At 63.5% G+C, this 12,725-nt stretch carries 11 protein-coding genes; 6 read left to right on the forward strand and 5 right to left on the reverse strand.

Translation table 11 applies throughout. The annotated features are described in order from the left end of the window. Positions 1-46 precede the first annotated feature (46 nt). The 4 genes from FJ418_RS16585 to FJ418_RS16600 all read left to right on the forward strand — a co-directional run bounded on the left by FJ418_RS16585 (position 47) and on the right by FJ418_RS16600 (position 4,132). Positions 47-1,234, forward strand: coding sequence for an amino acid ABC transporter permease (locus FJ418_RS16585; RefSeq protein WP_140641000.1), 1,188 nt, complete (start codon positions 47-49; stop codon positions 1,232-1,234). A gap of 5 nt (positions 1,235-1,239) precedes the next feature. Then, positions 1,240-2,397, forward strand: coding sequence for an amino acid ABC transporter permease (locus tag FJ418_RS16590; protein WP_140659337.1), 1,158 nt, complete (start codon positions 1,240-1,242; stop codon positions 2,395-2,397). A 14-nt stretch (positions 2,398-2,411) separates the two neighbouring features. Next, entirely contained in the window at positions 2,412-3,215 is an 804-nt protein-coding gene (locus tag FJ418_RS16595) for an amino acid ABC transporter ATP-binding protein (protein ID WP_095768430.1), read from the forward strand. Between the two features lie 251 nt (positions 3,216-3,466). Next, positions 3,467-4,132, forward strand: coding sequence for a TIGR02117 family protein (locus FJ418_RS16600; protein ID WP_140867355.1), 666 nt, complete (start codon positions 3,467-3,469; stop codon positions 4,130-4,132). Between the two features lie 158 nt (positions 4,133-4,290). On the opposite strand, the gene FJ418_RS16610 is transcribed toward FJ418_RS16600, so the two are convergent. Both FJ418_RS16610 and FJ418_RS16615 read right to left on the reverse strand, forming a co-directional pair. Next, the gene (locus tag FJ418_RS16610; protein WP_140867359.1) at positions 4,291-5,523 is read right to left on the reverse strand and encodes an FAD-dependent monooxygenase; all 1,233 of its coding nucleotides are present in this window, start codon (positions 5,521-5,523) and stop codon (positions 4,291-4,293) included. Positions 5,524-5,552: 29 nt separating this feature from the next. Beyond that, positions 5,553-5,798, reverse strand: coding sequence for a zinc-finger domain-containing protein (locus FJ418_RS16615; RefSeq protein ID WP_027169907.1), 246 nt, complete (start codon positions 5,796-5,798; stop codon positions 5,553-5,555). 252 nt (positions 5,799-6,050) lie between these two features. On the opposite strand from FJ418_RS16615, the gene FJ418_RS16620 reads away from it, so the two are divergent. Further along, positions 6,051-8,246, forward strand: coding sequence for an RNA degradosome polyphosphate kinase (locus FJ418_RS16620; RefSeq protein WP_140641008.1), 2,196 nt, complete (start codon positions 6,051-6,053; stop codon positions 8,244-8,246). Next, positions 8,243-9,778 (forward strand): exopolyphosphatase, encoded by a 1,536-nt coding sequence (gene ppx / locus FJ418_RS16625; RefSeq protein WP_140867362.1) that lies wholly within the window; start codon positions 8,243-8,245, stop codon positions 9,776-9,778. Before FJ418_RS16620 ends, ppx begins: the two co-directional genes overlap by 4 nt. 4 nt (positions 9,779-9,782) lie before the next feature. On the opposite strand, the gene FJ418_RS16630 is transcribed toward ppx, so the two are convergent. The 3 genes from FJ418_RS16630 to fumC form a co-directional block, all read right to left on the reverse strand. Continuing rightward, positions 9,783-10,205 (reverse strand): DoxX family protein, encoded by a 423-nt coding sequence (locus FJ418_RS16630; RefSeq protein ID WP_140710712.1) that lies wholly within the window; start codon positions 10,203-10,205, stop codon positions 9,783-9,785. Positions 10,206-10,377: 172 nt separating this feature from the next. Continuing rightward, positions 10,378-10,800, reverse strand: a complete 423-nt coding sequence (locus FJ418_RS16635) for a DoxX family protein (RefSeq protein WP_140710710.1) — start codon at positions 10,798-10,800, stop codon at positions 10,378-10,380. 385 nt (positions 10,801-11,185) lie between these two features. Further along, positions 11,186-12,583 (reverse strand): class II fumarate hydratase, encoded by a 1,398-nt coding sequence (gene fumC, locus FJ418_RS16640; protein WP_140867365.1) that lies wholly within the window; start codon positions 12,581-12,583, stop codon positions 11,186-11,188. Positions 12,584-12,725: the final 142 nt, after the last annotated feature.

Genomic DNA, 12,725 nt, shown 5'->3' on the forward strand with positions numbered 1-12,725 from the left:
GAGGCAGATCGTCTGCCTCCCGGTTTCTCTTTCCAGGGGACGGTCCATGGCTTCGCAGGAAATTCTTCGCGGGGAGCCGAGTCGCGGCTCCTTCATCAATGACCCGAGAATACGCAGCCTGTTCTTTCAGACGCTGGTCGTGATCCTCCTCTTTGGCTCGATCTGGTGGATCGTCAACAACGTCATCGAGAACCTTCAGCGCCTGCACATCGCTTCAGGCTTCCAATTCCTCAGAAGCAGGGCCGGCTTCGACATTTCCGACACGCCGATCGCTTATACGTCTGACTCGACCTATTTCCGCGCGCTGGTCGTCGGTTTGCTCAACACGATCATCGTTGCCGTCGCCGGCATCGTGCTTGCGACCATCGTGGGCTTCGCCATCGGCATCGGCCGCCTGTCGCAGAACTGGCTGATCCGCAAGATCTGCACCGTCTATGTCGAGATATTCCGCAACATCCCGCCGCTGCTGGTCATCTTCTTCTGGTATTCCGGCGTGCTGGCCGTGCTGCCGCCGCCACGCGAGAGCATCCACCTGCCTTTCGGCTCCTTCCTCAACCAGCGCGGCTTCTATTTTCCGCGCGCCGTTTGGGGGGATGGCTCCTGGCTGATCGGCGTCGCACTGCTGCTCGCCATTGCAATGGCCTGGTTCGTCGCCCACAGGGCGCGACAGCGGCAGAAGGCGACCGGTCAGCAATTTCCGGTCTTCTGGACATCGGTCACGCTTATCGTCGGCCTGCCGGTGCTGGCCTACCTGCTTAGCGGCATGCCGCTCACGTTCGATTTTCCGAAGCAGTCGACCTTCAACCTGACCGGTGGCTTCTGGGTCAAGCCGGAATTCCTGTCGCTGTTGCTGGCGCTCTCCTTCTACACGGCGGCCTTCATCGCCGAGATCGTGCGCGCCGGCATCAGGGGCGTCAGCAAAGGCCAGAGCGAAGCAGCGGCGGCACTCGGCCTCCGCTCCGGTCCGATCCTGCGGCTTGTGGTCATCCCGCAGGCGATGCGCATCGTCATCCCGCCGCTCACCAGCCAGTATCTCAACCTGACCAAGAACTCCTCGCTGGCGATCGCCATCGGCTATCCGGACCTCACCGCGACCGCCGGCACGGTCCTCAACCAGACCGGCCAGGCGGTGGAGGGCGTGTTCATCATGATGATCGCCTATCTGGTGCTGAGCCTGGTGACGTCCTTTGTCATGAACATCGTCAACGCCAGAATGGCGCTGGTGGAGAGGTAGGGGCCATGCAGGAACACGACATGTCCTGGGTGCGCACCGAGATGGCGCTTGCGCAGCCGGCCCCGCCTACCGAACGCGGCGCCTATGCCTGGGTGCGCAAGAACCTGGTCGGTTCGATCGGCGACACCGTCCTCACAATTCTCGGCATCGCCATCGTGCTGTGGATACTGCCGCAGGTCATCAGCTGGGCTTTCCTCAATGCCCAGTGGACCGGGCCGGACCGCACCGTCTGCACCACCGTCACACAAGGTGGCATCCAACCCGACGGTTGGACCGGCGCCTGCTGGGCCTTCGTCAACGCCAAGTTCGGCCAGTTCATGTTCGGCACCTATCCGATCGAGGAGCGCTGGCGGCCGATCCTGGTCGCCATCCTGTTCGTGGTGCTGTTGGTGCCGATGCTGATCCCGCGCGTGCCGGGCAAAAGACTGAACGCGATCCTGCTTTTCGCGGGATTGCCGGTCGTCGCCTTCTTCCTGCTGCTCGGCGGCGTGTTCGGCCTGCCGGCCGTCGAGACTGCGCGCTGGGGTGGGTTGCTGGTCACGCTCAGCCTTTCTTTTGTCGGCATTGCGGTGTCGTTGCCGCTCGGTGTGATCCTGGCGCTCGGCCGGCGCTCGAAGATGCCGATCATCAAGGTGCTTAGTGTCATATTTATCGAGACGGTGCGTGGCATCCCGTTGATCGTGGTGCTGTTCTTCGCCAGCGTCATGCTGCCGCTGTTCCTGCCCGTGGGCGTCACCTTCGACAAATATCTGCGTGCGTTGATCGGCGTGTCGCTGTTTGCCGCCGCCTATATGGCCGAAGTGATTCGTGGTGGCCTGCAGGCGATCCCGAAGGGCCAGTATGAGGGCGCCGACTCGCTCGGCCTCGGCTACTGGCAGAAAATGGGCCTGATCGTGCTGCCGCAGGCGCTGAAGCTGGTCATCCCCGGCATCGTCAACACCTTCATCGGCATGTTCAAGGACACCAGCCTGGTGCTGATCATCTCGATGTTCGACCTGCTCGGCGTGGTGAAGCAGAATTTCGCCGATGCCAACTGGGCGACGCCACAGACCGCGAAGTCCGGCCTGATCTTTGCCGCCTTCGTATTCTGGCTGTTCTGCTTCGGCATGTCGCGCTATTCAATGTACACCGAACGCCGGCTCGACACCGGCTATAAACGATAAAAAGGGAACAGGTTATGGCCACCGAAAACGCCGTCAGCGCGGAAGAAATCAAGGTCAACGCCGCCAAGATGCACATCTCCACTACCGATGTCGCCATCGACATCGTCGGCATGCACAAATGGTATGGCGAGTTCCATGTGCTGAAGGATATCAACCTCAAGGTGATGCGCGGCGAGCGCATCGTCATCTGCGGTCCGTCCGGTTCCGGCAAGTCGACCATGATCCGCTGCATAAATCGGCTGGAGGAGCACCAGAAGGGCAAGATCATTGTCGACGGCAAGGAACTCACCAACGATCTGAAGAAGATCGACGAAGTGCGCCGCGAGGTCGGCATGGTGTTCCAGCATTTCAACCTGTTCCCGCATCTCACCATCCTCGAGAACTGCACGCTGGCGCCGATCTGGGTGCGCAAGATGCCGAAGAAGCAGGCCGAGGAGATCGCCATGCATTTCCTCAAGCGCGTCAAGATCCCGGAGCAGGCCAACAAGTATCCGGGCCAGCTCTCGGGCGGTCAGCAGCAGCGCGTGGCGATCGCGCGCTCGCTGTGCATGAACCCGCGCATCATGCTCTTCGACGAGCCGACCTCGGCGCTCGATCCGGAGATGATCAAGGAAGTGCTGGAGACGATGGTGGGGCTGGCGGAAGAGGGCATGACCATGCTGTGCGTGACCCACGAGATGGGCTTTGCCCGCAAGGTTGCCAATCGCGTGATCTTCATGGATCAGGGCCAGATCGTCGAGCAGAACACGCCGGCCGAGTTCTTCGACCATCCGCGCCATGAGCGCACGAAGCTCTTCCTCAGCCAGATCCTGCACTGAGGCGGAGCCCGGTAACAGGTTGCTCGAACCACCCCTCGGCTTCGTCATTCTAGGGCGAAGCAAGGAGCGAAGCGACGCGGCGCAGACCCAAGAATCGATGCCGTGACATCGAGGTGTTGCTGCGGTTCAGAATTCTGCACCGTCGCGCCCTACGGCAGAGGTCCTCGGGTCAAGCCCGAGGATGGCGAAGTCACGAACGGGTTCGGCCAATCTCGAGAGCTGCGACAAATGTGGCCGACTTACCGCGCCTGATGCGAAAATTCCTGCGATATCTGGCAATGTTCGTCGCAGCGGTGGTGCTTGCCACCGCGCTCGGCACGCTGGTGCCGCGCCCGCTCTGGCCGGCTGCCGCCGAAGGCGGGGGGACGCGGCACATATTGGTGCTGAGGAACCCGATCCACACCGACATCGCCGTGCCCCTCGATGATGGCGTGCGCCGGCGCTTTGCCTTTCTCGCCGACGCCGGTCTGCCGATCGAGGCGCCGGGCGCGCGCTACATCGTCTTCGGTTGGGGCGGCCGCGCCTTCTATCTGGAGACCCCGACATGGTCGCAGCTGAAGGCCGCGCCGGTGTTGAAAGCGCTCACCATCGACGCTTCGGTGATGCATGTCGATGTCGCCGGCGCGATCAAGGAGCAGCATCCCGCCGTCGCCGGCTTCGACATCGACGAAGCGCATTTTGCGGCGCTGCTCGACCATATAGCGGCGAGTTTTCGGCAGGGGCCGGGTGGCCCGATGGCGATCGAGAATGCTGGGTATTCAACCTTCGACCGCTTCTACGAAGCCAATGGCCATTTCAACGCCCTGGTCGGCTGCAACACCTGGACGGCGGCTGCGCTGCGCACCGCCGGCCTGCGCACGGGATGGTGGAACCCGCTGCCGGTGACGCTGTGGTGGTCGTTGCGGTTGTATGATTAATGCATGTCGCGCAAAAGTGTGCAGCGGTTTTGCGATAACGACATGCATGAAAACAAAGGCTGAAGCGCGTCGCCTGAATCCGCTTCAGCGCGACGCGCTTTGGTAGCAATTGGCGAGCGCCTCGTTCCTTTGCGCCGCCTATTCGGTCGTCTGCCGCTCTACCGCCTGACCACCTTCCGCTCCTCCCAGCCATAGAGCCAGTCCAAGTCCGCGGCGAGCTTCTCCGCCGGCCGCGTCGCCAGCACCAGGTTGCGGACGATCGCCACCGGTCCCCTGGCATGCCAGGCCAAGCGATTGAGCGCGCCGCGTTTCAGCACTTTTTCGACGCGCGGCCGTCTGAGATTCTCCCAAACCGTCAGGCTCTGCCTTGGATCGCCCGGAAAATCGGCGACCAGATTGGCGAGCATCGAGGCGTCCTCGATTCCCATCGCCGCGCCTTGGGCCGCGAACGGCGTCATGGCATGCGCGGCGTCACCGATCAGCGCGATGCCGTCCGGCGTTGCCCAGCGGCGCTGCTCGACCGTGTGAATGGGGAACGCCGTCCAGGGGCCGGCGAGTGCCACCAGCCTCGACAGTGCCGCCGCTGTGCCTCGGATGGCGCCTGAGAGGATCGCAGGGTCCGCATGACCGGACCAGCCTTCGGCGATGCGCTCGCCCTTGGTGAAGGCCGCAAGGTTGAAGGCGCGGCCCTTGCTCACCGGATAGGCGACCATGTGGAAGCCGGGATGCAGGAAGGTGGTGACGCAGTTTGCGGCGCCGATTTGCGCAAAGGCCTGGCCGGCGGCACTTTCCGCAGGGACCGTCGCGCGCCAGGCGAGCTCACCCGAAAAGCGACTCGCCGCAAAGCCGGCCGTCCTGGCAAGCCCCGCGCGAAGCGAAGACCAGACACCGTCCGCTCCGATCAGCAGGCCGCCCGTGACACTCGTCGCTTTGCCGTCGATCTCGACCGTCGCGGTCACGCTTTGCGGGTCGAGGGCGATGCCGCTCACGCGCGCCCCGGTGACAAGCTCTATATCTGGCCAGTCCGCAGCCGTGGCCATCAGCGCTGCCTGCAGGTCGGCGCGGTGCGCCACCAGATAGGGCGCGCCCCAGCGTTTTTCTCCGGCTTCCCCAAGCGGCACACGCGCCAGCTCGCGCAGGCTTCCCGCGTCCTTCAGCACCACCGCTTGCGGCCGGATCGCGTTGGGCAGCAGGCGGTCGAGCACGCCGAGCCGGCGCAGGATGCGGGTCGCGTTGGGGGAAAGCTGGAGGCCGGCCCCGGCCGCTTCGAGTTGCTTTGCCTGCTCGAACAATTTTACCGGGAAGCCGCGCTCGGCAAAGGCAAGCGCCGCCGTCAGCCCGGCGATGCCAGCCCCGGCGATGACGATTTGCCGGGACCGTGTTTCAGCCATGATCTAGCAGTCGTTCATGATCTGCAGGGTCAGGCGGCCTGGTCGACATAGAGGCAGCCGGCCGGCTGCGTTTCCGTCGCCTTCAGCGACGGCGAATAGCGATAGAGCGTCGAGCAGTAGGGGCAGACCTTCTCATTGTCGTCGCCCATGTCGAGGAACACATGCGGATGGTCGAAAGGCGGATTGGCGCCGGTGCACATGAATTCCTTGACGCCGATCTCGATGACCGGGTGGCCCGCGTCGTTCTGGAAATGGGGAATGCTGCCGCCTGCCATCGTCGTCTCCAATTGGGTTCGGCCAGTGGGTGTGACCAGTCTGCATCTGGAGCATAACAGGTCCGTTTGCAAGATCGATGAAATCAAACTGTCGCAAAAGGCTGGCAGAGGATAAGTTGAGCCGGTTAAGCGCATGGGGCCGGTGTCGGAGCGATTCCGTGACGATCATGCGTCACAAAGACATGTTAGAGCGTCGTTGAACGGCAATATGCGGCGCCTCCTAGGGACGGCTGCGGCCAAGAGCGGGAAACCATGAACGAACTGAAGCCTGTGCAGAGCGAGTTCATCACCGTCGAGGCGGCAAGCCCGGACGGCGGCAATCCCGACCGTTTCGTCAACCGCGAATTTTCCTGGCTGCAATTCAACCGCCGCGTGCTGGAGGAATCGCTGAACGAGCATCATCCGCTGCTCGAACGCGTCCGCTTCCTGTCGATCTCGGCCGCCAATCTCGACGAATTCTTCATGGTCCGCGTCGCCGGCCTTGCCGGCCAGGTGCGCGAGGGCATCGCGCTGAAGAGCCCCGACGGCCGCACGCCCGAGCAGCAGCTCGAGCAATTGCTGCGCGAGGTCGAGCGTCTGCAGGAGGACCAGCAGAAGAGCCTCTCGGCGCTGATGGTCCTGCTCAACAAGGAAGGCATCGAAAGCATCACCCGCGATGCGCTGACCAAGGACGAGAAGGCCTGGCTGGAGGAGCATTTCCAGGAACAGGTTTTCCCGGTGCTGACGCCGCTGTCGATCGACCCGGCGCATCCGTTTCCGTTCATTCCCAATCTCGGTTTTTCCATCGCCCTGCAGTTGCGCCATCGCAAGAATGGCGAGGAGATGAGCGCGCTGCTGCGCTTGCCGGTGGCGCTCAAGCGTTTCATCCGCCTGCCCGACCGCAAGAACCATGTCCGCTTCATTCCGCTGGAGGAAGTGGTCGGTATCTATATCGGCAAGCTTTTCCCCGGCTACGAGGTCAAGGGCTCCGGCACGTTCCGCATCATCCGCGACAGCGACATCGAGGTCGAGGAAGAGTCGGAAGACCTGGTGCGCCTGTTCGAAACGGCGCTGAAGCGACGCCGCCGCGGCTCGGTGATCCGCATCGAGTTCGACACGCTGATGCCGGCCGCGTTGCGGGACTTCGTCGCCGGCGAGCTCGGCGTCTCGTCGAGCCGCATCAGCGTGCTCACCGGTCCACTGGCGCTCAACCAGATCTCCGAGATCGTCGCCATTCCGCGCGACGACCTCAAATTCACGCCCTACAATCCGCGCTTTCCCGAGCGCATCCGCGAGCATGGCGGCGACTGCTTCGCCGCCATCCGCGAGAAGGACATCGTCGTCCATCACCCATACGAGTCCTTCGACGTGGTGGTGCAGTTCCTGCGCCAGGCCGCCGCCGACCCGGAAGTGGTGGCGATCAAGCAGACGCTCTACCGCACCTCCAACGACAGCCCGATCGTGCGCGCTCTGATCGACGCCGCCGAGGCCGGCAAGTCGGTCACGGCGCTTGTCGAGCTCAAGGCGCGCTTTGACGAGGAAGCCAACATCCGCTGGGCGCGCGACCTCGAACGCGCCGGCGTGCAGGTCGTGTTCGGCTTCCTGGAGCTGAAGACCCACGCCAAGATGTCTTTGATCGTGCGCCGCGAGGATGGCCGGCTGCGCAACTACGTGCATCTCGGCACCGGCAACTACCACCCGGTTACCGCCCGCATCTACACCGACCTGTCCTTCTTCACCACCGACCCGACGATCGCGCGCGATGTCGCGCAGCTCTTCAATTTCATCACCGGCTATGCCGAGCCCGCCGAGGAGATGCGCCTTGCCGTATCGCCCTTCACGCTGCGCAACCGCATCCTGAAACACATCTCGGACGAGATCGTCCATGCCCGCGAAGGCCGACCGGCGCGCATTTGGATGAAGATGAACGCGCTGGTCGATCCGACCATCATCGACGCGCTTTACGACGCCAGCCGCGCCGGCGTCGAGGTCGACCTCGTCGTGCGCGGCATCTGTTGTCTGCGGCCGCAGGTGCCGGGTCTTTCCGAGAATATCAGGGTGAAATCGATCGTCGGCCGCTTCCTCGAGCACAGCCGCATCTTCTGCTTCGGCAACGGCCACGGCCTGCCGTCGGACGAGGCGGTCGTCTACATCTCGTCGGCCGACATGATGCCGCGCAATCTCGACCGCCGCGTCGAGACCCTGGTGCCCATCACCAATCCAACTGTGCATGAACAGGTGCTTGGCCAGATCATGCTGGGCAACATCATGGACAACCAGCAAAGTTTCGACGTATTGGCTGACGGCACCTCCCGGCGCGTTGTGCTGGAGGAAGGCGAAGAACCGTTCAACGCGCAGGAATATTTCATGACCAATCCGAGCCTCTCCGGACGGGGCGACGCGCTGAAATCGCATGCGCCCAAGCGCATCGCCCAGTTCAAGCGCCGCAAGAAGAACGGCGCCGCGTGATTGCAGTTTCCCAGGGCCGGCTTCAGGACCGGCGGCCGCTGTCGATCATCGACATCGGATCGAACTCGATCCGCCTCGTCGTCTATGAGGGGCTGGCACGCTCGCCCACGCTTCTGTTCAACGAAAAGATGCTGGCCGGCCTCGGGCGCGGCATCGTTTCGACGGGCAAGCTCGACCCCGAGGCGGTGACGCGGTCGATGGAGGAATTCCGCCGTTTTCGCGCGCTTTCCGATCAAGCCGGCGCCGAGCATATGTATGTGCTGGCCACCGCGGCGGCGCGCGAGGCAGGCAACGGCCCCGATTTCATCCATCGCGCCGAGGACGTTCTGAAAACCGAGATCCGCGTGCTCACCGGTCGTCAGGAAGCCTATTATTCGGCGCTCGGCGTCATTTCCGGCTTCCATCCGGCCAACGGCATCGCCGGCGACCTTGGCGGCGGCAGCCTCGAACTGATCGACATCAATCGCGAAACGATCGGCGAGGGCATCACGCTGCCGCTCGGCGGCCTGCGCCTGCAGGATATGGCGAAGAACTCGCTCGTCCAGGCGCAGAAGATCGCGCGCCAGGAACTGGCGCGGGCAAAGCTGCTCAAGGGCGGGCAGGGCAGGGTCTTCTACGCCGTCGGCGGCACCTGGCGAAACCTCGCCAGGTTGCACATGGAGATGACCAACTACCCGCTTGGCGTCATGCACAACTACGAGATTTCGGCCGACAGCGCGCAGGCTTTCCTGAAGCAGGTGGCCAAGGGCGAGGTCGAGAAGGTGAGGGGCATCGAGGGCGTCTCCAAGAACCGCCGCTCGCTCTTGCCCTACGGCGCGGTCGTGCTGCAGGAGATCATGACGGCGATGCAGCCCTCGAAGATCGTCGTCTCGGCGCAAGGCGTGCGCGAGGGGTTCCTCTATTCGCTGCTCGACGCCGAGGAGCAGAAATCCGATCCGCTGATCTCGGCCGCGGAGGAACTGGCGCTCTTACGCTCGCGCTCGGTGCACCATGCGCATGACCTGGTCGAATGGACCGGCAAGGCGTTCAAGGCCTTCGGCATCGACGAGACGGAGGACGAGGCGCGCTACCGCCACGCCGCCTGCCTGCTCGCCGACATCGGCTGGCGCGCGCATCCCGAATATCGCGGCAGGCAGTCGCTCAACATCATCGCGCATGCTTCCTTCATCGGCGTCGACCATCCCGGCCGTGCCTATCTGGCCCTGGCCAACGCCTACCGCCATGACGGCATCTTCAACGACGGCATCGCGCCGGAGATCAAGGCGCTGGCGCCGCCCAGGCTGCTCGAGCGCGCCCGCGTCCTGGCGGCGATGATGCGCGTGGTCTATCTGCTCACCGCGGCGATGCCCGGCGTAATGCCGCGGCTGAAATGGGAAAGCCGCGGCAACGGCGCGCTGGCCCTGGTGCTGCCGGCCTCGCTCGCCGACCTCTATGGCGAGCGCCCAGCCGGCCGGCTGGCGCAACTGGCACGTATCACCAACCGCCGCCTCATGCTGGCGGTCGAGGGCGGGCCGAGCGTTTCGGTGAAGTAACGGATCAGGTGACGTCGGCGCCGATCCCGAACCCACGCCCGTCCGCCGACCATGCGCCGGCGCCGGCCATGGCGAGCGCCAGGAAGCCGCCGGCAATGGCGATGTCCTTCATCAGCATCTGCTGGTGCAGGAAGGCGAGGGTCGCATCTTCACCACCTTGGCCGTAATGGCCGATGAAACCTGCAACCACACAGAAGGCGGCAAGCAAAAGCGCCACGATCCGCGTCTGGAAACCGACAAGGATCAAAAGCCCGGCAATCAGCTCGAACAGGCCTGTGCCCCAAGCGGCCAAGGTCGGCAGCGGCAGGCCGAGGCCCGTGAAATAGCTGATCGTGCCGCCGATATTGGTGAGCGCCTGGAAGCCCGACGGCACAAAGAGCGCGGCCAACAGAAGCCGTGAGACCAGAAGCAACGCGTTGCGAAACATGGCCGACCTCCCTTGCCGGCGTATGAGGCCGGCTGCCGCTGCAGTCTACGCCTGCAACGAAAAAGCGGCGCGGAAAATTCCGCGCCGCTCGCGTTTAAGGCTTGGGAGGGGAGCAATTCCAGGAAAAGTGCGAAGCGGTTTTCCGTCTGGAATTGCGTCAAACAACAGTGCCTCAGGCGCGCTTTGCGTCGATCGAATAAGCGCCGGCGCCGGACGAGGCGAGCAGCAGGAAACCGCCGGTGATGGCGAGGTTCTTCATGAAATGGATCATCTGGTTCTGATCGGCCCAACCGGTGTGGGCGACAAGAGCGGTCGCAATGGTGAAGATCGCAAGCACCCAAGCGGCGATCCGGGTCTGAAAACCGAGCAGGACAGCGAGCCCGCCAAGCAATTCGATCAGGCCGACGACAACGGCCGTCACGGTCGGCACCGGCAGACCCATCGCGCCGAAATAGCCGGCGGTGCCGGAAATGGCGGTGAGCTTGCCGAAGCCGGAAAGCAGGAAGATGGCCGCGAGCAGGATGCGGCCGAGCAGGATCGTCGTGGAACTGTTGGACTGGGCGCCGGTACCGGCGACGGAAGAGTTGATGGACATGGCGGTTCTCCGAATGGGTTGAATACCCAGTCAAATAGACGATGTGGACTGTTCACTAAAAGTCGCCTATGTGGCGACACATTGTTCACAGAAAGATGTTTCGACATCCGCCGGGCGGGCGCGAAAATCATGTCGTCGGATTGGTTTGAGGGAGTAAACTGTGCTGCCGCAAAATCCCTATCGCTTCGTCATCCACGGGCGAAGCAAGGAGCGAAGCGACGCGGCGCAGACCCGAGGATCCATTCCGTGACTTCAAAGCAGCCGCCGCGGTGGAGATTCTGCTCATGGATTCCAGGGTCTCCGCGACGGAACTTTGCTTTTGCTTCGCCCTGGAATGACAACATCGGCTGCGGCAGCCTGCAACTGTCGAATGGGGGAGCTGTGCTTACCCCGGATGCGTCATGTCCTCCGGCCGCACCAGCCGATCGTAATCGGCTTCGCTGACCAAGCCGGTGGCCAAGGCCTCCTCACGCAAGGTCGTGCCGTTCTTGTGCGCGGTCTTGGCGATCTTGGCGGCGTTGTCGTAGCCAATGGTCGGCGCCAGCGCCGTCACCAGCATCAGCGAGCGCTTGAGTGCTGCCTTGATGTTGTCCTCGCGCGCCTCGATGCCCACCACGCAATTGTCGGTGAAGGACACGGAGGCGTCGGCCAGCAACTGCACCGACTGCAGGAAGTTGTAGGCCATCAGCGGGTTGTAGACATTGAGCTCGAAATGGCCCTGGCTGCCGGCGAAGGTGAGCGCTGCATTGTTGCCGAACACCTGCACGCAGACCTGCGTCAGCGCCTCGCACTGGGTCGGGTTGACCTTGCCCGGCATGATCGAGGAACCCGGCTCGTTTTCCGGCAGCGACAGCTCGCCGAGACCCGAGCGCGGTCCGGAGCCGAGCAGGCGGATGTCGTTGGCGATCTTGAAGAGGGCCGCGGCCGCCGCGTTGATCGCGCCATGCGAGAACACCATGGAATCGTGTGCCGCGAGCGCCTCGAACTTGTTCGGTGCGGTCACGAAAGAAATGCCGGTGATCGAAGCGATGCGGTCCGCCACCTTTTCCGCGAAGCCGACCGGCGCGTTGAGGCCGGTGCCGACGGCGGTGCCGCCCTGCGCCAGTTCCTGCAGCCCGGGCAGCGTCTGCTCGATGCGCTTGATCGAGGAGGCAACCTGCGCGGCATAGCCGGAAAATTCCTGGCCAAGGGTCAGCGGCGTGGCGTCCTGCGTGTGCGTGCGGCCGATCTTGATGATGTGATTGAAGGCGCGGGCCTTGGCGTCGAGCGCCTTGTGCAGATGATGCAGCGCAGGGATCAGGTGATGCACGACCCGCTCGGCGCAGGCGATGTGCATGGCCGTCGGATAGGTGTCGTTCGACGACTGGCTCATGTTGACGTGGTCATTGGGGTGCACCGGCTTCTTCGTACCCATCATACCGCCGAGCATCTCGATCGCCCGGTTGGAAATCACCTCGTTGGCGTTCATGTTGGACTGCGTGCCCGAACCCGTCTGCCACACGACCAGCGGGAAATGCTCGTCGAGCTTGCCTTCGATGACTTCCTGCGCAGCGTCGACGATCGCCTTGCCGATCGCGGGATCGAGCCGTTTCATCTCCATGTTCACTTCAGCCGCGGCACGCTTGACGATGCCGAGCGCGCGCACGATCGAGGCCGGCTGCTTCTCCCAGCCGATCTTGAAATTGCCCAGCGAACGCTGCGCCTGCGCGCCCCAATAGCGGTCGGCCGCGACCTCAATGGGACCGAACGTATCGGTTTCGGTTCTGGTCTTTTCAGCGCTCACGGTAAGTCTCCGTCTGTCGATTTGGGCAAGGGCGTATCGCGTTGCACAAACCGCATCAAGCGGAGATTGCGGGCGGGGAAGATGCAAATCGGTTGAAGGGCGCGCCTCTTCCTTCTCGCTTTGGGCGAGACGGCGGTGACGG

The organism is Mesorhizobium sp. B2-8-3 (assembly GCF_006440815.1).
Lineage (GTDB): Bacteria > Pseudomonadota > Alphaproteobacteria > Rhizobiales > Rhizobiaceae > Mesorhizobium.

Coding starts and splice junctions, on each gene's coding strand:
- FJ418_RS16585 (WP_140641000.1), top strand. CDS start 47: ATGGCTTCGCAGGAAATTCTTCGCGGGGAGCCGAGTCGCGGCTCCTTC.
- FJ418_RS16590 (WP_140659337.1), top strand. CDS start 1,240: ATGCAGGAACACGACATGTCCTGGGTGCGCACCGAGATGGCGCTTGCG.
- FJ418_RS16595 (WP_095768430.1), top strand. CDS start 2,412: ATGGCCACCGAAAACGCCGTCAGCGCGGAAGAAATCAAGGTCAACGCC.
- FJ418_RS16600 (WP_140867355.1), top strand. CDS start 3,467: ATGCGAAAATTCCTGCGATATCTGGCAATGTTCGTCGCAGCGGTGGTG.
- FJ418_RS16610 (WP_140867359.1), bottom strand. CDS start 5,523: ATGGCTGAAACACGGTCCCGGCAAATCGTCATCGCCGGGGCTGGCATC.
- FJ418_RS16615 (WP_027169907.1), bottom strand. CDS start 5,798: ATGGCAGGCGGCAGCATTCCCCATTTCCAGAACGACGCGGGCCACCCG.
- FJ418_RS16620 (WP_140641008.1), top strand. CDS start 6,051: ATGAACGAACTGAAGCCTGTGCAGAGCGAGTTCATCACCGTCGAGGCG.
- FJ418_RS16630 (WP_140710712.1), bottom strand. CDS start 10,205: ATGTTTCGCAACGCGTTGCTTCTGGTCTCACGGCTTCTGTTGGCCGCG.
- FJ418_RS16635 (WP_140710710.1), bottom strand. CDS start 10,800: ATGTCCATCAACTCTTCCGTCGCCGGTACCGGCGCCCAGTCCAACAGT.